This window comes from Rhodococcus sp. PAE-6, assembly GCF_025290685.1.
Taxonomy (GTDB): domain Bacteria; phylum Actinomycetota; class Actinomycetes; order Mycobacteriales; family Mycobacteriaceae; genus Rhodococcus; species Rhodococcus pyridinivorans.
The window spans coordinates 522,954-541,944 of sequence record NZ_JAOCLZ010000001.1; the positions used below are offsets into that span (position 1 = coordinate 522,954).

An 18,991-nucleotide genomic window follows, 5' to 3' on the forward strand; every position below is an offset into this window, starting at 1 on the left:
TCCGGAACACAAATCGGCCCTAGCAGGGGAAATATGGAGAGTTCGGTGAAAATCGGCCCGATATGTCGTATTATTCGGGGAGTTTCCAGGCCGGACAATACAGCCTATTCGGGGAAGATTCCCATATTACAAGATCGCCTTGTGACCATATCTCCACCCCGCGGGGGGAACTTCCGCCGGTGCCCGTTCGTCCTATCCTGTAAGTACACCTGCCCGCCCGACCCCGAGGGAGTCATGAAACGCCCCAAGCGAAAACCTCGAAGACCCGTCCCGCCCAGATATGACGCTCTGCTCGCCACCCGAGCCCGGTCCCCGAAGTGCTGACCGCCCTCGGAATCGCGGCCGGCATTCTTGTCGTTCTCGCCATCACTGCACTGACCGGCTACTTCGTCGCGCAGGAATTCGCGTACATGGCCGTCGACCGCTCCCGCCTGAAGGCCCGCGCCGAAGGCGGTGACTCGGCTGCAGCCCGCGCACTGGCGGTCACCCGCCGCACCTCCTTCATGCTCTCGGGCGCTCAGCTCGGCATCACCGTCACCGGCCTGCTCGTCGGCTACGTCGCGGAACCGCTGATCGGTAGCGGTCTCGGCGAACTGCTCGGCGGGGTGGGTATCCCCACCGCGGTGGGTGTCGCCGTCGGCACCGTGCTGGCCGTGCTCTTCTCGACGGTGGTCCAGATGGTCTTCGGTGAACTGGTACCGAAGAACCTCGCCATTGCCCGTCCCGAACCGGTCGCACGCCGCCTCGCCCTGTCGACGAGCGCCTATCTCGCCGTCTTCGGATGGCTGATCAAACTCTTCGACGCGTCGTCGAATCTCTTGCTGCGCGCATTGCGCATCGAGCCGGTGCACGACGTCGAGCACTCCGCGACACCGCGCGACCTCGAACACATCGTGGCCGCGTCGCGCGAGACCGGCGAACTTCCGCCGGAATTGTCCACCCTCCTCGACCGGATCCTCGAGTTCCCGACCCGGACCGCCGAACACGCGATGATCCCGCGGTCGCGGGTCGACGTCGTCGAACTGGACGAGCCGGTCGCCACCATCCTCGACAAGATGAGCGAGGGGCACACCCGATACCCCGTGGTGGGCACCTCGTCCGACGATCTGCGCGGTGTCGTGCACCTGCACGACCTCCTCGGCCTCGACACCCCGACGGGCACGGCCGCGGGGGTCTGCCGCCCCCCCGTGATCGTGCCGGCCACGCTGGCACTGCCGGAGGTTCTCACCGAACTGGCCCGGGCCGAGGACGAGATGGCACTGGTGATCGACGAGTACGGCGGGTTCGCCGGCGTCGTCACCCTCGAGGACATCGCGGAGGAACTGGTCGGCGAGATCGCCGACGAGCACGATTCTGCGATGGCCGCCGAGGTCATCCGCCCCGAGGGCGACGGCTGGATCGTCCGCGGCGACGCACACATCGACGAGGTGGCCCGCACCCTCGACCACGAACTGCCCGAGGGCGACTACGAGACGCTCGCCGGCTTGGTCATCACCGAGTTCGGTGGCCTCCCCGAGGTGGGTGACACCGTCCGGATCACACTGGATCCGGATCCCGCCGAACTGCTGAACGGGGACGGCCCGATCCACAGGACCCTGGTGGCCGAGGTACGCGACATCGACAAGCACGTGCCGTCGTCCGTGCGCGTGACCGTTCTGACGGACGAGGTGACCGGCAATGAGTAATCCTGTGGTCGTCGCGGTGGTGACGATCGGCCTGATCGCCGCCAGCGCGTTCTTCGTCGCGGTCGAGTTCGCGCTCATCGCGGCGCGACGACACCGACTCGAGGACGCAGCGAAGTCGAGCCGCTCGGCGCGGGCCGCTCTGCGCAGCGCGTCCGAACTGTCGGTGCTCCTCGCGGGATCCCAGCTCGGTATCACGGTGTGCACGCTCGCACTCGGTGCGACGACGAAACCCGCAGTGCACCACTGGCTCACGCCGTTGTTCGAGAACTGGGGCGCGCCGCTGTGGCTCGCGGACGTGGCCGGCTTCGTCCTTGCGCTGATCATCGTGACGTTCCTGCACCTCGTCGTCGGCGAGATGGCACCGAAGTCGTGGGCGATCGCCCACCCGGAGAAGTCCGCCACGATGCTGGCGCTGCCGATGCGCGCGTTCATGTGGGTGACCCGGCCGTTGATCGTCCGGTTGAATCATATGGCGAACTGGTGTCTGCGAAAGGTCGGTGTGGACCCGGTGGATCAGGTCGCCGAAGGTCAGGATCCCGATGCGCTGCGGCACCTGGTCGAGCACTCGGCCACCGTCGGCACGCTCGACGAGCGCTATCACGGGCACCTGAGCAGCGCGCTGGAGCTCGAGACGCTCACGCTCGGCGAGATCGTCACGCCGCAGGCCGAGCCGAGCAGCGTGAAGCCGACCTCGACGGCTGTCGAGATCCGTGAGACGGCCCATCGCACCGGGCACCTCCGGTTGCTCGTGCGCGACAACGGCCACGTGGACGGTGTCGTGCACGTGCGCGACAGTCTCCAGGCCGCACCCGGAACCACGGCGACCGAACTGATGCGCCCCGCGCTGACGATCGACGCCGCGACGCCGGTCTACGAGGCGCTGACGACGATGCGGGAGACCCGGAACCATCTGGTCACCGTCACCGAGAACGGACGGATCGTCGGATTGATCACCCTCTCGGACGTCCTGGCCCGGCTGCTGCCGATGAGCGGCGCCACGAGCTGACGTACCGACGTCAGGCCCGTCCCGGATCTCCGGGACGGGCCTGACGTCGTTTCCTGCCCCGGCCGGGACCGTTCAGGAGTGTCCGAGTGCGGCGTGCATCTCCCAGACGATGATCTCGGCGCCGGTGGCTGTGGTGAGCTGTCGGCCGCCACCTCCGGCGATCCGCGCCGCGTCTCCTTGGGCGAGAGGTCCGGCTCCCTCGAGTGCGGCTTCGCCCCGGGCGACGAAGAGGTGCACGAAGGGTGCGTCCGGCAGCGTCACGGGGCGATCCGGACGCATCCGCGCGACGTGCATGGCGGCATATCTGTTGCGGATGCGGATGGCGGAATGGTCGGCGTAGGCGTCCATTCCGGATGCGACCGGCACGAGTCCGCCGGAGAGCAGTTCGTCGTCGATCTCGAGTTGTTCGTAGCCCGGCTCGATCCCGGCTTCGTCCGGCAGCACCCACATCTGCACGAACCGCACCGGTTCGTCGTGCTCGGCGGCATACGACGCAGTGGCACCGGGATGACGCCACGAGTCGTTCTTCTCGGAGTGGAGGATCCCGGAGCCCGCGCTCATGCGCTGCGCGAGACCCGGGTAGATCACCCCGGAATGCCCCGTCGAGTCCTGATGCACGAGCGATCCGCGGAGCACCCAGGTGACGATCTCCATGTCGCGGTGCGGGTGAGTGTCGAAACCGCTTCCCGGGCGGACGATGTCGTCGTTGTTGACCATCAGCATCCCGAAATGCGTGTTGTCGGGATCGTAGTGGTGGCCGAACGAGAAGGAGTGCCTCGAATCGAGCCAGTCGATCTTCGTGTGGAGGCGGTCGTCCGCGCGGCGGACGTCGAGAATCGGTGCGGTGCTCATGCGGGGTCCTGTGTCGGGCAGTTCGGATCTGCGGTGGGCGGATTGCGGCGGGGGCGGATACGCGCCTGGGGCAGGGGCGGCGCCGGGAGACGCTCGACCCTCCCGGTGTAGCCGGAGACGCGGCCGAACCGATCGCACCCGCGTTCCCAGGCGTCCCGGTAGGCGACGATCTCGTCGTGGTCGCGGCCGACGAAGTTCCACCACATCACGATCTCCTCGCCGAGGGGTGTTCCGCCGAGGAGGACGATACGTGCGGGTTCGTCGGTGGTGTTGGTCAGTTCGAGGGCCGGCACGCCGGTTCCGGTGTAGCCGAGGGCGGCTCGCGTGAGCACGGTGCCGAACAGCGCGACCGTACCGGTGTCGACGAGCACCCCGTACTCGAACGACGGGTCGACGTCGAGGGTGATGCTCGCCGCGGGGTCCAGGACGATCTCTGCGCCGAGCAGCGGGGTGTACGTCGTCACGGGCGACTCCTCGCCGGCGAGCGAACCGAGGAAGACCTTGACGTCTGCACCGGGCACCCGAACGACCGGCGGCACGTGGTGCTGGAAGTCGCGGGGCGCATCGCGATGTGCGTCGGGCAGGGCCACCCACAACTGCACGCCGTGCAGTGTCGTGGTCGCGGAGGTGGAGACCTCGGAGTGACAGATTCCGTGGCCTCCGGTCATGAGGTTCAACTCCCCCGGCCGGACCATCGCGTGCACGCCGTGACTGTCGCGGTGTTCGATCTCGCCGGTGAACAGCCACGACACCGTCTGCAGACCGGTGTGGGGGTGCGGTGCGACGTCCATGCCGCCGGTGCGGGAGACGTCGTCGGGGCCGTAATGGTCGACGAAGCACCACGCGCCGATCAGCGAACGCTGCCGTTGCGGAAGCGTACGGCGCACGGGCATGGCCCGGAGGCCACCGAGCGGGACCTCACGCGAGGTGATGATCTCCACGCGGGGGCGGAGCGGGTCGCGGATGGGGAGGTCCTCCGTCCGGCAGCGGATCTCCTCGGGACGGGTGTCGGTGTTGCTCATGCCGCTCGACTCCTCTCGGTGGTCCGTCGGTCGACCCCATCCATTGTGTCACATTTGATTGCGCAGTCAACTAACGCGGGTACACTGGAGATCATGGGAGAAGCGAAGTGGCTCAGCGACGACGAACAGCGCCTGTGGCGCGCCTATCTGGATGCGACGCGCCTGCTGTTCCAGAATCTCGACAAGCAGCTGCTGCGGGACTCCGACATCTCCTTCACCGACTTCGAGATCCTGGTCCTGCTGTCCGAGGCACCCGACCGCCGGATGCGCATGCGCGACCTCGCGGACGCGAGCACCACGACCCGCAGCGGCATCACCCGCGCCGTCTCCCGCATGGAGAACGCGGGGTGGGTGCGGCGCGTGGAGTGCGAATCCGACCGACGCGGCGCGTGGGCCGAACTCACGGACGTCGGCTACGCGAGACTCGCCGAGGCGGGTCCCGGCCACGTCGGGGCGGTCCGCGAGAACATGTTCGACCTGCTCTCCCCCGCCGACATCGCCCCCATGACCGAGGTCTTCGCCCGCATGCGCGATCGCATGATCGACGGCAGACGGTAGGCCTCCGCCCCGAAGCGAACTCCGCCCGCACCTCCGGAGCGGGACGTCGATCGGATCACGGATATGTTGACCGGGTCACAGTCCCGACCTCCGAAGGCGGTACCTCCCATGCGGCACGACCCGCGACGCACCTCGCTCGACCTGTATCCGTTGCAGCGCACGATCACGCCCCTGTTCGGCGACACCGACGCGCTCGGACACATCAACAACGTCTCGATCGCCCGCTACTTCGAGCAGGCCCGCGTCCTCGTCATGGAGGCCGTGTCGTCGGCCTTGGGCGATACCTACCCCTTCGAGCGTGCGGTACTCGCGAAGATCGAGATCAACTTCCTGGCCGAGGTGTTCTATCCGCACGACATCGTCATCGCCACCGGTGTCCACCGCATCGGGACATCGTCGGTGGTGATCGGCTCGGCCCTGTTCCAGCACGGCCGGTGCGTCGCGCTCGCCGACTCGGTGGACGTCGGCACCGCCGCCGAAGGCGGCTCGCAACCGATCTCCGAAGCATCGCGCGTGGCGTTCGAGAAGGTCCGGCTCGCATACGACGACTGACGCGCCGCCCACGAACCGCCTCAGAACAGGGTGAGCGCCGCCTCGGGTTCGGGGACGCGTTCGTCGGCGCGCAGCGCACCCCTCTCCTCACGCCGAGCGGACGCCCGGACCCCGAGGCGGTGACGTTCGAGCAGGGGCGCGACCCGCTCGTCCAACCACTGCGAGTACTCCGGAGCAACGTACGCGCCCCGTCCGTAGAGGCGGCGATAGCGTCTCATGAGGGCAGGATGCTCCTGCGCGAGCCACGACAGGAACCACCCGCGGGTCGAGCCGCGCAGGTGCAGCGGTATTACGGTGACCCCCGACGCGCCGGCGGCGGCGAGGGAGCCGAACAGCGTGTCGAGGTGCTGTCGCGAGTCGGTGAGGAAGGGCAGCACCGGAGCGACCATGACGTGGCACGACAATCCGGCGTCGACGACCGCCTTCACGAGATCGAGACGGGCCTTCGGTGACGGCGTGCCCGGTTCGATGTGCGCGGCCAGTTCGGGATCGCCGATCGGGAGCGACACCGCGACCGACACATCGACCTGACCGGCCGCCAGCGACAGCAGCGGAAGATCGCGGCGCAGCAGCGTGCCCTTCGTGAGAATGGAGAAGGGGGTGCCGGATTCGGCGAACGCCCGGATGACTCCGGGCATCAGCCGGTAGCGCCCCTCTGCCCGTTGGTAGGGATCGGTGTTGGTACCGAGCGCCACGTGTTCCCGGGTCCAGGATCGTCGCGCGAGTTCGCGGCGCAGGACGGCGGCGACGTTGGTCTTGACGACCAGTTGCGAGTCGAAGTCGTGCCCGCCGTCGAGATCGAGGTACTCGTGCGTGGGCCGGGCGAAGCAGTACCGGCAGGCATGGGTGCAGCCCCGGAACGTGTTGACGGTGTACCGGAACGGCAACCGGGAGGCCTCCGGCGTCCTGTTCAGCGCGCTCTTGCACAGCACCTCATGGAAGGTGACTCCCTCGAACTCCGGCGTGCGGACACTACGGACGAGACCGGCCCGTTCGAGGCCCGGCAGAGCTCCGTCGTCCGCATCCACAGTCTGACCCGCCCACCTCATACCTCCAGTCGAACATGTGTGCTATTCGCTGTCAACAGATCGTTCGGCATCGTGGTCGATCGGACGGAGCGCACTCGCGGTGCAACGAATACATCGGCATTCCCATCCGTTCATCCACAGGCGGCCGAGGGTCCGGTGGCTCGCCCGGCGCGCTCGAGTTACAGTGCTCGCCACACTGATCTTCGATGGGGGGTTCGATGAGCGGTCTGTTTCCCGGTGCCGGAATCCGGGTGGTGCCCGATGGTATTCGAGCGTTCGGGGCCACGAATCTTCGTGCGGCCGAGCAGGTGGCGCAGGCGGGGACGTTCGATCTGCAGGCCAACATCTCCGCGTTGAGTCCGGCTCTGGGACTCATCGGCGGAGAGTTCCTCGCGGTGTTCGCCGCGGCCCAATCCGAGCACACCAGTGCCGTCGCGCAACTGTCGTGGGCCTACGCGTCCAACGGCATCGCAGCACACGAGGCGGCCACCGGTTACGAAACGACCGACACCGGAACGGCTTCGGCGCTGGCCGACGCCGCGGGAGGACTGTGATGCAGGGATCGGTCATCGACACCGCAACACCCGCAGCGTCACCGACCGTTCTCGACGCTCTCCGCGCGTCGCCGATCGGACCGGTCCTCGACGCACCGCTGCCGGTACTTCCGGAACCCGTTCTTCCCGAGCCGGGTCTGCCCGTCCTCGAGGCGAATTCGATCGTCGAGCTGCTCGAATCGATTCCGGTACCGGTGCTGCCCGATCTCGAGACGATCGTGCGGCCGCTCACCGAACTCTGCTCGATGTTCGGCACCGGTATCCTCGACTCGCTCGATCCGTCGGCGATCCTGCAGCAGGGGTCGCGTCTGCTCGAGACCGCCACGATGCTCGGACGCAGTGCGCTGCACGCACTTCCGGAGTCGTGGGAGGGAGCAACGGCCGACGAGGCCGCAGGTCACGGTGTGCGCGCGCAGCAGTCGGCCCTCGAACTGGCCGACCGCGGCGACCGGATCGGCGACGTCACCCGCGCCGCCACGGCGACCGTCGAACGCGGCAACATCGAATTGACCGGCATCGCACAGTCGTTCGTGGCCACGGCGATGGCGGCCGCACCGGCTCTCGCGACGCCGCCGGGCCAGGCCGCCCTGTTGGCGTCCGCCGCGCAGCATCTCCAGGCTGCCCTGGCCGTCGTTGCGCGTACCCGGGGCGAGCTGACGGTCCACACCGCCGCGATGACGGCGCTGACCACGCCGATTCCCGTGCCCGCGCCGGTGGTCGTGGCCGGGGTGCAGGAGATGCGCACGGTCGCCACGGCCGCAACCGATGTCGCGTCGAGTGTCGCAGCGCCGTTCACGGCCGCCGCGCACGCCGCGACCACTCCCACCGCCTACGCGGCGACCGCGCCCACCGCACACGCGGCGGTTCCGACCGTCGGTGCGGCGGTCGCGGGATCGGCCGGAACGGTGTCGGCCGGAGTGGTCACCGGTCACGGCACCGCGGGGGCCGCGTTCGGAACTGCGGGTGTGCCTGCCGCCGCTCCGATTCCGACCGCCCCGGGCTCGGGCTCGGGCTCGGGCGGGAGTGCGCAGGCCACGACCGGCGCGAGCGCGATAGGAAGGGCACCCTCGACCGGTGGGATGGTCCCCGCGACGTCCGCTCGCGGGTCCGACGACGAGGAGCACCGCTCCCCCACCCGTCTGCTGAGTGCCGCCGCGGAGGGCACCGAGGTCGTCGGCGAACTGCCGTTGGTCGTTCCCGCCGTGATCGGTTCGCACGACGACCGCTGAGCATTACTCGTCGATCGGACGAGCCTGTCAGTCGACGAGGGAGGCGACCTCGTGGTCGGTCAGCGTCGTCTGCGGCACCCGGCCGGCGCCGCGCGCGAGTTCGATCGCCCGGTAGAGCGGGCGTTCGCCGAGCGCGGCGTCGCGGGCCTCGGCCCGCAACTGTTCGACGAGCACCGACGAGATCGCCGCCGCCGGAGCGATCTCGCTGGTGGCGAGCGCATCCGCGAGCTTTCGCAGGGCCAGCACGTCGAGTTCGCGACCGCCGCCGTTGGCGTACAGGGCGAGCGGGACCGACACGAGATTGTGCTCACCGTCGTTGACGCGCACGACGGCCTGCGATACCCCGCCCACCCGGACGATCAGTTCGACACCGGCGAGTCGCGCGAGATCGACACTGCGCGACCGGAACGCCCCCGACAGCGTGACGACGGTGCCGCGCAGCAGCAGGTGCCGACGCGTGGCCAGGAACGCACCGACGGCCGGCGGCACCGCGAAGACGGCCCCGACGAGCAGCGCGACCCATCCGGGCGCGACGATCCAGACCAGAACGCCGAGGACGACGCCGACGGCGAGCGCGAGCAGCGCGATCCTGCGGGCGCGTGGCCGGAGCAGCCGGGACGGGATCAGATCGAGCGGGACGGCGGCACCGTCCCGGTCGTCATGCGCCGGCAACGACCTCACCCACACGGGCGACGACGTCCGTGAGTGCAACGCTGTGCTGCTCGCCGTTGCGCAGATCCTTGACGACGATCTCACCTGCCTCGAGTTCGCGGTCACCGAGCACGAGCGCGACGACGGCACCGGACTTGTCGGCCGCCTTCATGGCGCCCTTGAGGCCGCGCCCACCGTATGCGAGGTCGACGCGGACACCCGCGGCGCGCAGTTTGTGCGCGATGGGCACGAGGGCGACCTTGGCGGCGTCGCCCATCGGCACCCCGTACACCTCGCACCGCGCGGGGCTGCCGGCGGTCTTGCCCTCGGCGGCGAGCGCGAGAACCGTGCGGTCGACACCGATCCCGAAACCGATGCCCGAGAGCGGCTGGCCGCCGAGCTGTTCCATGAGCCCGTCGTAGCGGCCACCACCACCGATGCCGGACTGGGCGCCGAGCCCGTCGTGGACGAACTCGAAGGTGGTCTTCGTGTAGTAGTCGAGGCCGCGCACCATGCGCGGATTGACGACGTACGGGACGCCGATCGCGTCGAGGTGGGCGAGTACCTCGTCGAAGTGTGCGCGAGCGGTGTCCGAGAGATGGTCGAGCATCAGCGGCGCGTCGGCGGTCATCTCGCGGACCTCGGGGCGCTTGTCGTCGAGCACGCGCAGCGGGTTGATCTCGGCGCGGCGGCGCGTCTCCTCGTCGAGCGGGAGCGCGAACAGGAACTGCTGCAGCTTCTCCCGGTACTGCGGACGGCAGGTCTCGTCCCCGAGGGACGTGATCTCGAGGCGGAATCCGTCGAGTCCGAGCGACCGGAATCCTGCGTCGGCAACCGCGATGACCTCGGCGTCGAGCGCGGGATCGTCGATGCCGATCGCCTCGACGCCGACCTGCTGGAGCTGACGGTAGCGGCCCGCCTGGGGACGCTCGTAGCGGAAGAACGGCCCGGAATAGGACAACTTCACGGGGAGCTGACCGCGGTCGAGACCGTGCTCGATCACCGCGCGCATCACGCCCGCGGTGCCCTCGGGACGCAGCGTGACCGAGCGCTCACCGCGATCGGCGAAGGTGTACATCTCCTTCGTGACGACGTCGGTGGACTCGCCGACGCCGCGAGCGAACAGGCCGGTGTCCTCGAAGATGGGCAGCTCGACGTGCCCGTACCCCGCCAGGCGTGCTGCACGGGTCAGACCGTCCCGCACCGCCACGAACTCCGCCGACTGCGGGGGAACGTAATCGGGCACACCCTTCGGCGCCGAAAACGTGGAGGCCTTGCTCACTGGTACTGCCTTCTCTCGGGATTCTCTCGGTTGGTCACCGGACGGATCGCGGTGTTCGTGCCGTCAGCGGGATTCTGCCAGGCCGGTGAGGAAGGGATTCGACACCCGCTCCTGCCCGATCGTGCTCGCTCCGCCGTGTCCGGGGAGGATGTTGGTGCCGTCGTCGAGCACGAGCAGCTTGCGCGCGATCGAGTCGAGCAGTTGCGCGTGGTCGCCGCCGGGCAGGTCGGTGCGGCCGATCGACCCCTGGAACAGGGTGTCGCCGGTGAGCGCGACGTTCAGGGCGGCCCCGTCCGGGGTGGTGGTGCGCGTGCGCAGGACGACCGAGCCGCGGGTGTGTCCGGGCGTGTGGTCGACGACGAACTCGATTCCGGCGTGTTCGATCTCGTCTCCGTCGCCGAACTCCACGACCTGCTGCGGTTCGACGAACTCGACGCCGTCGAGGAAGGGGGCGAGGCTCGACCCCATGCCCTGCAGCGGATCGGTGAGCATCATCCGGTCGTCGGGGTGGATGTAGACGGGGATCCCGTACCGGTCGGCCACCGGCTGCGCCGACCACATGTGGTCGAGGTGACCGTGCGTGAGCAGCACCGCCCGGGGCGTGAGATCGGATCCGGTGAGGAACTCCACGAGCGGCTCGGCGGCGTCCTGGCCGGGATCGACGATGACGCACTCCATCGCGTTGTCCTGCGCGAGGATGTAGCAGTTGGTCTGGAACATCCCGGCAGGGAATCCGGTCACGAGCACGAGCATCGCTCCTACGGGTGGAAGCCTTCGAGGTCTCCTACAGACTATGCGTTGCGCCCTGCCCGCGGGTTGCCGGTCCCGGGTGGCAGACTCGGGTCTGCTTCGAAGTCGGTTGGACCACATCGATCGTTCACGGGAGGACTACTGCAGTGCCGAGCAACGCACAACGGCGCCAGGCCGCGAAACGCAAACTCGAACGGCAGCTCGAGCGTCGAGCCGAACGCGAGCGCAAGCGGCGCCGCATGACGATCGCGCTGTCCGCGCTCGGAGTGATCGTGGTCGTCGGCGCCGGTGTTGCTCTGTGGGCGGTCGACCGGGGCGACGACACGGCCACCGAGGCGGCGTCGAACGACACCTCGGGTTCGGAAATGGAGTACGCCGCGCTCCCCGACGGCCGGTCCGAGCCGTTGCCCGAGACGGTGAGCTGCTCCTACACCGCGGACGGCCGCGAACCGTCGAAGCCGGCAGAGCCGCCGCGCACCGAGGGCATCCGCACCACCGGTGAGGGCAACACGGACATCAGCGTCAGCATGGAGACGAGCCAGGGGAACATCGGCCTGATCCTGCACAACGACGATTCGCCGTGCACCGTCAACAGCTTCCTGTCGCTGGCCTCGCAGAACTTTTTCGACGAGACGGCCTGCCATCGTCTGACTACCTCGCCGTCCCTGCAGGTCCTGCAGTGCGGCGACCCGTCGGGTAGCGGGTCGGGCGGTCCGGGATACCAGTTCGCCAACGAGTTCCCCACCGATCAGTTCGCCGCCGACGATCCCGCCGCGCAGGAACCGATGACCTATCCGCGTGGCACCCTCGCGATGGCCAACGCCGGCCCGAACACCAATGGCAGCCAGTTCTTCCTGGTGTACGGCGATTCGGTACTGCCGCCGCAGTACACCGTCTTCGGCACGATCGACGAGACCGGTCTCGCGACCCTCGACAAGATCGCCGCGGCCGGCGTCGCAGGCGGAGCCGCCGACGGTGCCCCCGCGCTGGAGACCACTCTCACGTCGGTCAGGATGGACTGATGATCCGATTGCGCACCGCCCTCGCCGCCGGCGCCGGGCTGGCACTCCTGCTCACGGGGTGCTCCGACGATTCGTCCACCGATACCGCCGCGAGCTCGCCGGCACCGGCGTCCGCCGCCGACCGGCAGTCCCCCGCCTACACGGGCGAACTACCGGAGCGACCCAGCGGCACCGACTCCGTCTCGTGCACCTACGACGCCTCGGGTGACGCCGCACGCGACGTGACCGCCCCCGCCTCGGACGACGTCTCCGCCACCGGCGCTGCTGCCGCGCAGATCACCACCAGCGTCGGCGTGATCGGCGTCGAACTCGACCGTGCCGCGGCACCGTGCACGGTCAACAGCTTCGTGTCCCTCGCGGAGCAGGGCTACTTCGACGACACGCCCTGCCACCGGCTGGTGACCTCACCGGGTCTGCAGGTGCTGCAGTGCGGCGACCCGACGGGCACGGGCACGGGCGGGCCGGGTTACGGCTTCGACACCGAGTACCCGGAGAACGTGTACGCACCCGGCGACGCCCAGCTGCGCCAGCCGGTGATCTACCCGCGCGGCACGGTCGCGATGGCCAACACGGGCCGGCCCGGCAGCAACGGCAGCCAGTTCTTCCTGGTCTACGAGGATTCGCAGCTTCCCCCCACCTACACGGTCTTCGGGACGGTCGACGAGGCCGGACTCGCCGTGATCGAGGAGGTCGCGGCGGAGGGCGACGACGGATCGATGGCGGCCGGCGGCGGTGCCCCCAACCGCGCGGTGCAGATCGAGTCGGTGACCGTCGGGTCCTGACACCCCCGTTCGCACGGAACGTACGGACGTCCCGTCCCGGAGATTCCGGGGCGGGACGTCGTCGTCCGGCGCGAGACCGAGACGGATTCGGTCAGGCTGCCGAGGTCACCCGGTACACGTCGTAGACGCCCTCGACGTTGCGGACGACGTTGAGCACGTGCCCGAGATGTTTCGGGTCGCCCATCTCGAAGGTGAACCGGCTCACCGCGACCCGATCGCCCGTGGTCGTCACGGAGGCCGACAGGATGTTGACCTTCTCGTCGGCGAGTGCCTTCGTCACGTCGGACAGCAGACGGTGCCGGTCGAGAGCTTCGATCTGGATCGCGACGAGGAACACCGACGACGGCGAGGGCGCCCACTGCACCTCGATGATGCGCTCCGACTGCTCCCGCAGCGACCCGGCGTTGGTGCAGTCGGTGCGGTGCACGCTCACCGCTCCGGTGCGGGTCACGAAGCCCATGATCTCGTCGCCGGGGACGGGCGTGCAGCACTTGGCGAGCTTCGAGACCGTGCCTGGTGCGCCCGGCACGAGGACACCGGAGTCGCCGCTGTTCCGCGAGCGGGTGGGGATGGTCGACGGTGTGGACCGCTCGGCCAGTTCCTCTTCGACGCCACCGACGCCACCGAGCAGCGCGACCAGCCGTTGCACGACGTGGTGCGCCGAGACGTGGTGCTCACCGACCGCGGTGTACAGCGCCGAGACGTCGGCGTACCGCAGTTCCTTGGCGACCGCGACCATCAGGTCGGCGTTCATCAGGCGCTGCAGCGGCAGACCGACGCGACGGACCTCCTTCGCGATGGCGTCCTTGCCGGATTCGAGGGCCTCCTCGCGACGTTCCTTGGCGAACCACTGCCGGATCTTCGCCTTGGCGCGGGGTGAGACGACGAACGACTGCCAGTCGCGGCTCGGGCCGGCGTTGGGGTCCTTGGAGGTGAAGACCTCCACGACCTCGCCGTTCTCGAGCTTGCGTTCGAGGGCGACGAGGCGGCCGTTGACGCGGGCTCCGATGCAGCGGTGCCCGACCTCGGTGTGCACGGCGTACGCGAAGTCTACGGGCGTCGAGCCGGAGGGCAGCGTGATCACGTCGCCCTTGGGCGTGAAGACGAAGATCTCCTTGACCGCCAGGTCGTAGCGGAGCGATTCGAGGAACTCCCCCGGGTCGGCCGCTTCCCGCTGCCAGTCGAGGAGCTGCCGCATCCAGGCCATGTCGTCGAGCTCGGCGACATCACCCGAGTGGCGTCCCTTGGTCTCCTTGTACCGCCAGTGCGCGGCGATGCCGAATTCTGCGGTGCGGTGCATCTCGTGCGTGCGGATCTGCACCTCGAGCGGCTTGCCCTCGGGACCGATGACGGTGGTGTGCAGCGACTGGTAGACGCCGTAGCGGGGCTGGGCGATGTAGTCCTTGAACCGTCCCGCCATGGGCTGCCACAGCGAGTGCACGACACCGACGGCCGCGTAGCAGTCGCGGATCTCGTTGCACAGGATGCGCACGCCGACCAGGTCGTGGATGTCGTCGAAGTCGCGGCCCTTGACGATCATCTTCTGGTAGATCGACCAGTAGTGCTTGGGCCGGCCCTCGACGACCGCGTCGATCCGCGACGCGGAGAGTGTCCGTCCGATCTCGTCACGGACGGTGGCCAGGTAGGTGTCGCGCGACGGTGCGCGGGTCGCGACGAGCCGGACGATCTCCTCGTACTTCTTCGGATGAAGGATCGCGAAGGCGAGGTCCTCGAGCTCCCACTTGACCGTCGCCATCCCGAGGCGGTGGGCCAGCGGGGCGATGACCTCGAGGGTCTCGCGTGCCTTGCGGGCCTGCTTCTCGGGAGGCAGGAAGCGCATGGTCCGCATGTTGTGCAGACGGTCGGCGACCTTGATGACGAGCACCCGGGGGTCGCGCGCCATCGCGATGATCATCTTGCGGATGGTCTCGCCCTCGGCGGCCGAACCGAGCACGACCTTGTCGAGTTTGGTGACGCCGTCGACGAGATGCGCGACCTCTTCACCGAACTCGGCGGTGAGCTGCTCGAGCGTATACCCGGTGTCCTCGACGGTGTCGTGGAGCAGTGCCGCGACGAGGGTCGTGGTGTCCATGCCGAGTTCGGCGAGGATCGTGGCGACCGCCAGCGGGTGGGTGATGTACGGATCGCCGGACTTGCGCTTCTGGCTGGCGTGCCGTTCCTCGGCGACGTCGTAGGCCCGCTGCAGCTGCGAGAGGTCGGCCTTCGGATACAGCTCGCGGTGGATGGTGACCAGCGGCTCGAGGACCGGCTTGAGGCTCGTGCCCCGCTGACCGGTGATGCGTCGCGCCAGGCGGGCGCGTACCCGCCTCGACGCGGAGGTCGATGCCGGTGTGGGGGTCGGGTTCTGACCGGAATTGTGGGACCGATCGAGATTCTGGGTCATGCCTCCACCTCCCGTCGCGGCTGCGAACCCGGTTCGTCACCGATGCGCATGTCCGGACCGTACGGGCCCGGCGGGTTCACCGGCACCTGTGGCAACTCTATCTCTCAGATCCGCACGAGAGACGTGAGCGGGTACTTCTGCAGCCGCGCCCGACCACCGAGGGCTTCGATCTCGGTGACGACGGTGATCCCGACGACCTCGGCGCCGACGCGTTCGAGCAGTTCGACGGTCGCGGCGAGGGTTCCGCCGGTCGCGAGGACGTCGTCGACGACGAGCACCTTGCGGCCCTGGAGGGCCATCCAGTCGCCCGGGATCTCGATCGCGGCGGTGCCGTATTCGAGGCTGTATTCACAGGTCTGGACGGGCGGCGGGAGTTTGCCCGCCTTGCGGACGGCGAGCACACCCACCCCGAGGGTGCGGGCGATGCCGCCGCCGAGGAGGAAGCCGCGCGCATCGATACCGGCGACGAGTTCGGCGTCGGGCGCCGCGGAGGCCAGCGCCGCGATCACGGCCGAGAAGGACGGTCCGTCGGCGAAGACGGGCGTCAGGTCGGCGAAACGGACACCCGCGGTCGGGAAATCGTCGACCCATCGGGTGTGTTCGGCGACGGCCACGGCAGCTTCCTCGACGAGCCGCGGGTCGCCGATCCGTTGAGCGTTCATCCTCCGAGTATCCACCGGTCCATGTTCCAGCCCGCACCCGCGGTCGTCGGGTTGGGCACCCCGGCATGCATTCCCGCCGCGAACCCGATCGTGCGGGGCTGCGCGAACAGGGGCAGGGTGGGGACGTCGCCCCACAGGATGCGTTCGGCCTCGGTCGCGAGTCCCGCGATGGCCGCGTTGTCCTTCGCCACGAGCAGGCCGTCGAGCAGTTCGTCGACGCGGCCGATCGAATAACCGCCGACGTTGCTGCCGGCCCCGGAGTGCAGTGCGTCGCGGGCGTGCTCCATGTCGGCTGCGCCACCGGCACCGGCGGCCGTGGCCGTCCCGACGAGGATCGCGTCGACCTCCCCCGCCGTCAGCTGCGACGGCGTGAAGGTGTCGGAGCCGGCGTCGACGATCTCGATGCCCGCCTCGCGGCAGGACTCGCCGATCAGCTCGACGGTGCGCGCGCGGCGCTCGTCCGGTCCGAGATAGCCGATACGGACCTGCATCCGGTCCTGACCGGAGGCCTCGCGTTCCGAACGCGCGGCGTCGATGTCCACCTCGGCGTAACGTTCGGCCGACGGCGCGGTCTGCGGGTACAACGGCGAATCGGGCGCCAGGAGCCTCGACGTGATCGGGCCCGTGACGCCGTCCGACTCGTCGGAGGCGCCCAGCTCGTCGAACAACTGCGTCCGCGGCACGCACAGGGCGACGGCGCGACGCGCCGCCGGGTTCTGGAACACCCCGCTCGTGGCGAACACCAGCTGTTCGAGATTGCGCGAGACGACCGTGGAGACCTCGGCGTCGTCGCCGAGATTGCTGTGGCCGATAGATCCCTCGGCGGCATCGACGACGTGGATGCGGCCGTCCTCCGCCGCCGCGGACGCGTCGGTCCCGCGCGGCCATACGACGATGCGATCGGTGCCCGGGGCGTTCCCCCACCACCGTTCGTTCGCGACGAGCGTCAGACCGTCCTCGGCGGTGTACGACTCGATACGGTACGGACCCGCCGACGGGAAGAGGGCCGGGTCGATCTCACCCGGGGTGAGAGACCAGCCGGTGTTCCAGAACTCCGCGATGCGCCGGACGGCCTCGGTGTCGTTCGTCGTGATCGCCCCGACCAGGTCGGACACACCCGACCTTCCTGCCGCCACGTGGGCCGGCATCAGCTCGGTGGCCCCGAACAGCGCCTTCCAGTTCGTGTCCTCGCGGCCGGGTCGGAAGACGACGGTGGCCTCCTTCGACCCGGGCTGACAGTCGACCCGGTCGATGTCGGCGTAACCACCACGATGGGCAGCGTCGAACAGCGGGACCTGCTCGCCGGACTCGTCGGGAGCGGTGAAGCGTCCGCTCGACGCAGCCCAGGCCAGGACGAGGTCGTCGCAGGACATGGGCACACCGTCGGAGTAGACCGCGTCCGGCGACAGGCGGTACTGCACGGTGAGCCCCTCACCGGGCACGACCGAGGCAGTGCCGATGTCGGTGTCCGCGATCACCCGGCCCTGCGGACCGACGTAGCCGAAGCCCGGCAGCACCCGGGCGAACGCCTGGCGCGCGCCCGAGGCCGCACCGTCGACGGTGTTCGCGTTGTAGGTCGTCACCGTGTTGTCGATCGCGTACCCGATCGAGTGCACCGGTTCCTCGTCCGTGCCGCACGCGACGGTGGAGAACGCGAGTGTCGAGGCCACCGCCGCGCACGCGAGGAGCGTGCCGCGGCGCCTCGGCGACCGCCTCGTCGTCGGGTCGTTCCGCTCGCTCACCGCCATGTCAGGACCTTCTCTTGCCGCGCTTTCCGGTGGGTCGTGCCCCGGGGGCAGGGCCGCGACGGACCGTCGCCCGGTCGGGCAGGGATCCGGCGCCCTGCACCGTCGGCACCACCTTTGCGTCGACCGCGTCGGCCGACTGCGATCCGGCCGTCGTCCCGGCCTTCGCCGCGCGGGCGGCGGCCTCCTCCCGCTTGGCGAGCACCTTGCGGGTGTGCTTCGCGACCGGACCACGCCATTCCTCGAGCGTAACCAGCAACGGGGTCGCGAAGAAGATCGACGAGAAGGTACCGACGACGATGCCGACCAACTGGACGAGGGCGAGGTCCTTGAGGGTGCCCACACCGAGGAGCCACACCGCGATGACCATCAGCGCCAGCACCGGCAACACCGAGATGATCGTGGTGTTGATCGAGCGCATGAGCGTCTGGTTGACGGCGAGGTTGGCCTGCTCGGCGTAGGTGCGGCGGTGCAGGTGCAGGATGCCGCGGGTGTTCTCCTCGACCTTGTCGAAGACGACGACCGTGTCGTAGAGCGAGAAACCGAGGATCGTGAGCAGACCGATGACGGTCGCAGGACTGACCTCGAAGCCGACGAGGGCGTAGACACCCGCTGTCACGATGATGTCGAAGAACAGGGCGGTGATCGCTGCGATCGCCATGTTCCGCTGGTATCGGATCGTGATGTAGATGCTGACGATGACGAGGAAGACCACCAGCGCGATGAGCGCCTTGTTGGTGATCTGGCTTCCCCACGTCTCGCTGACGTCGGCGACGCTGATCGAGTTGCGGGACGGCTCACCGTCCGGCCCGGCGGGCTGGAACTCCTCGAACAGCGCGGTCTGCAACTCGGCGACCTGCTCGCCGTCGAGGGTCTCCGACCGGATCTGGACGGTCGCTCCGTCGCCGGCGCCGACAGTCTGCACCGCCTCGGGTTCGAAGCCGATGGTGTCGCTGAAGACGGTCTCGACTTCCTCGACGGAGACGCCCGGCACGGCCGGCATCTGGATGCGGGTGCCGCCCTCGAAGTCGATACCCCAGCTGAATCCGCGCAGCAGCATGCTGAGCAGGGCGATCAACACGATCACCGCGGTGACGATGTACCACCGCTTGCGGCGTCCGACGATCTCGAAGGCGCCCGTGCCGGTGTACAGACGGGACAGTCGGCTGTGCTGCGGCGCGGCCGTCGTCGTGGTCGTGTCGGTCAT

18 protein-coding genes are annotated in these 18,991 nt (G+C 68.9%); 8 read left to right on the plus strand and 10 right to left on the minus strand.

Going from position 1 to position 18,991, the window contains the following annotated elements:
* Window positions 1–317: 317 nt before the first annotated feature.
* Both NVV99_RS02375 and NVV99_RS02380 read left to right on the plus strand, forming a co-directional pair.
* Window positions 318–1,685 (plus strand): hemolysin family protein, encoded by a 1,368-nt coding sequence (locus NVV99_RS02375; RefSeq protein ID WP_006551412.1) that lies wholly within the window; start codon window positions 318–320, stop codon window positions 1,683–1,685.
* On the plus strand, window positions 1,678–2,691 hold the full coding sequence (locus NVV99_RS02380; protein ID WP_024100759.1) for a hemolysin family protein: 1,014 nt from the start codon (window positions 1,678–1,680) through the stop codon (window positions 2,689–2,691). Before NVV99_RS02375 ends, NVV99_RS02380 begins: the two co-directional genes overlap by 8 nt.
* A 72-nt stretch (window positions 2,692–2,763) precedes the next feature.
* On the opposite strand, the gene NVV99_RS02385 is transcribed toward NVV99_RS02380, so the two are convergent.
* Window positions 2,764–3,543: a pirin-like bicupin family protein gene (locus tag NVV99_RS02385; RefSeq protein ID WP_006551410.1), complete on the minus strand. Its 780-nt coding sequence runs from the start codon at window positions 3,541–3,543 to the stop codon at window positions 2,764–2,766.
* Entirely contained in the window at window positions 3,540–4,565 is a 1,026-nt protein-coding gene (locus NVV99_RS02390) for a pirin family protein (RefSeq protein WP_024100758.1), read from the minus strand. Before NVV99_RS02390 ends, NVV99_RS02385 begins: the two co-directional genes overlap by 4 nt.
* Window positions 4,566–4,658: 93 nt before the next feature.
* On the opposite strand from NVV99_RS02390, the gene NVV99_RS02395 reads away from it, so the two are divergent.
* On the plus strand, window positions 4,659–5,123 hold the full coding sequence (locus tag NVV99_RS02395; RefSeq protein WP_024100757.1) for a MarR family winged helix-turn-helix transcriptional regulator: 465 nt from the start codon (window positions 4,659–4,661) through the stop codon (window positions 5,121–5,123).
* A gap of 108 nt (window positions 5,124–5,231) precedes the next feature.
* Window positions 5,232–5,675: a thioesterase family protein gene (locus tag NVV99_RS02400; protein ID WP_024100756.1), complete on the plus strand. Its 444-nt coding sequence runs from the start codon at window positions 5,232–5,234 to the stop codon at window positions 5,673–5,675.
* Between the two features lie 20 nt (window positions 5,676–5,695).
* Here the strand turns inward: NVV99_RS02400 and NVV99_RS02405 are convergent, their stop codons facing one another.
* Window positions 5,696–6,724, minus strand: coding sequence for an Rv2578c family radical SAM protein (locus NVV99_RS02405; protein WP_024100755.1), 1,029 nt, complete (start codon window positions 6,722–6,724; stop codon window positions 5,696–5,698).
* A gap of 197 nt (window positions 6,725–6,921) precedes the next feature.
* Here NVV99_RS02405 and NVV99_RS02410 point away from each other — a divergent pair, with 197 nt between their 5' ends.
* The gene (locus NVV99_RS02410; RefSeq protein WP_006551405.1) at window positions 6,922–7,257 is read left to right on the plus strand and encodes a type VII secretion target; all 336 of its coding nucleotides are present in this window, start codon (window positions 6,922–6,924) and stop codon (window positions 7,255–7,257) included.
* Window positions 7,257–8,486, plus strand: a complete 1,230-nt coding sequence (locus tag NVV99_RS02415) for a hypothetical protein (RefSeq protein ID WP_041803321.1) — start codon at window positions 7,257–7,259, stop codon at window positions 8,484–8,486. The genes NVV99_RS02410 and NVV99_RS02415 overlap by 1 nt, the downstream gene beginning before the upstream one ends.
* 27 nt (window positions 8,487–8,513) lie before the next feature.
* Here the strand turns inward: NVV99_RS02415 and NVV99_RS02420 are convergent, their stop codons facing one another.
* The 3 genes from NVV99_RS02420 to NVV99_RS02430 form a co-directional block, all read right to left on the minus strand.
* A complete protein-coding gene (locus NVV99_RS02420) occupies window positions 8,514–9,158 on the minus strand; it encodes a hypothetical protein (protein WP_170318498.1) in 645 nt (214 codons plus the stop codon).
* Entirely contained in the window at window positions 9,145–10,419 is a 1,275-nt protein-coding gene (gene hisS, locus NVV99_RS02425) for a histidine--tRNA ligase (protein WP_024100753.1), read from the minus strand. Before hisS ends, NVV99_RS02420 begins: the two co-directional genes overlap by 14 nt.
* A gap of 63 nt (window positions 10,420–10,482) precedes the next feature.
* Complete coding sequence (locus NVV99_RS02430; RefSeq protein WP_024100752.1) at window positions 10,483–11,166, minus strand: MBL fold metallo-hydrolase; 684 nt, start codon at window positions 11,164–11,166, stop codon at window positions 10,483–10,485.
* A gap of 149 nt (window positions 11,167–11,315) precedes the next feature.
* Here NVV99_RS02430 and NVV99_RS02435 point away from each other — a divergent pair, with 149 nt between their 5' ends.
* Together NVV99_RS02435 and NVV99_RS02440 are read left to right on the plus strand one after the other, a co-directional pair.
* On the plus strand, window positions 11,316–12,191 hold the full coding sequence (locus tag NVV99_RS02435) for a peptidylprolyl isomerase (protein ID WP_024100751.1): 876 nt from the start codon (window positions 11,316–11,318) through the stop codon (window positions 12,189–12,191).
* Window positions 12,191–12,973, plus strand: a complete 783-nt coding sequence (locus tag NVV99_RS02440; RefSeq protein WP_024100750.1) for a peptidylprolyl isomerase — start codon at window positions 12,191–12,193, stop codon at window positions 12,971–12,973. Before NVV99_RS02435 ends, NVV99_RS02440 begins: the two co-directional genes overlap by 1 nt.
* Before the next feature lie 91 nt (window positions 12,974–13,064).
* Here NVV99_RS02440 and NVV99_RS02445 read toward each other — a convergent pair whose 3' ends face one another.
* The 4 genes from NVV99_RS02445 to secF form a co-directional block, all read right to left on the minus strand.
* Window positions 13,065–15,377 (minus strand): bifunctional (p)ppGpp synthetase/guanosine-3',5'-bis(diphosphate) 3'-pyrophosphohydrolase, encoded by a 2,313-nt coding sequence (locus NVV99_RS02445; RefSeq protein WP_024100749.1) that lies wholly within the window; start codon window positions 15,375–15,377, stop codon window positions 13,065–13,067.
* Window positions 15,378–15,481: 104 nt separating this feature from the next.
* A complete protein-coding gene (locus NVV99_RS02450; RefSeq protein WP_016694929.1) occupies window positions 15,482–16,039 on the minus strand; it encodes an adenine phosphoribosyltransferase in 558 nt (185 codons plus the stop codon).
* Entirely contained in the window at window positions 16,036–17,787 is a 1,752-nt protein-coding gene (locus NVV99_RS02455; RefSeq protein WP_024100748.1) for an ABC transporter substrate-binding protein, read from the minus strand. Before NVV99_RS02455 ends, NVV99_RS02450 begins: the two co-directional genes overlap by 4 nt.
* 1 nt (window position 17,788) lies before the next feature.
* Window positions 17,789–18,991: a protein translocase subunit SecF gene (gene secF / locus NVV99_RS02460; RefSeq protein WP_242411714.1), complete on the minus strand. Its 1,203-nt coding sequence runs from the start codon at window positions 18,989–18,991 to the stop codon at window positions 17,789–17,791.

What these genes read in the sequence shown, in the direction of transcription:
- NVV99_RS02380 (WP_024100759.1), top strand. Translation starts at nt 1,678, where the DNA reads ATGAGTAATCCTGTGGTCGTCGCGGTGGTGACGATCGGCCTGATCGCC.
- NVV99_RS02385 (WP_006551410.1), bottom strand. Translation starts at nt 3,543, where the DNA reads ATGAGCACCGCACCGATTCTCGACGTCCGCCGCGCGGACGACCGCCTC.
- NVV99_RS02390 (WP_024100758.1), bottom strand. Translation starts at nt 4,565, where the DNA reads ATGAGCAACACCGACACCCGTCCCGAGGAGATCCGCTGCCGGACGGAG.
- NVV99_RS02395 (WP_024100757.1), top strand. Translation starts at nt 4,659, where the DNA reads ATGGGAGAAGCGAAGTGGCTCAGCGACGACGAACAGCGCCTGTGGCGC.
- NVV99_RS02400 (WP_024100756.1), top strand. Translation starts at nt 5,232, where the DNA reads ATGCGGCACGACCCGCGACGCACCTCGCTCGACCTGTATCCGTTGCAG.
- NVV99_RS02405 (WP_024100755.1), bottom strand. Translation starts at nt 6,724, where the DNA reads ATGAGGTGGGCGGGTCAGACTGTGGATGCGGACGACGGAGCTCTGCCG.
- NVV99_RS02410 (WP_006551405.1), top strand. Translation starts at nt 6,922, where the DNA reads ATGAGCGGTCTGTTTCCCGGTGCCGGAATCCGGGTGGTGCCCGATGGT.
- NVV99_RS02415 (WP_041803321.1), top strand. Translation starts at nt 7,257, where the DNA reads ATGCAGGGATCGGTCATCGACACCGCAACACCCGCAGCGTCACCGACC.
- NVV99_RS02440 (WP_024100750.1), top strand. Translation starts at nt 12,191, where the DNA reads ATGATCCGATTGCGCACCGCCCTCGCCGCCGGCGCCGGGCTGGCACTC.
- NVV99_RS02445 (WP_024100749.1), bottom strand. Translation starts at nt 15,377, where the DNA reads ATGACCCAGAATCTCGATCGGTCCCACAATTCCGGTCAGAACCCGACC.
- NVV99_RS02450 (WP_016694929.1), bottom strand. Translation starts at nt 16,039, where the DNA reads ATGAACGCTCAACGGATCGGCGACCCGCGGCTCGTCGAGGAAGCTGCC.
- NVV99_RS02455 (WP_024100748.1), bottom strand. Translation starts at nt 17,787, where the DNA reads ATGGCGGTGAGCGAGCGGAACGACCCGACGACGAGGCGGTCGCCGAGG.
- secF (WP_242411714.1), bottom strand. Translation starts at nt 18,991, where the DNA reads ATGACCGACACGACCACGACGACGGCCGCGCCGCAGCACAGCCGACTG.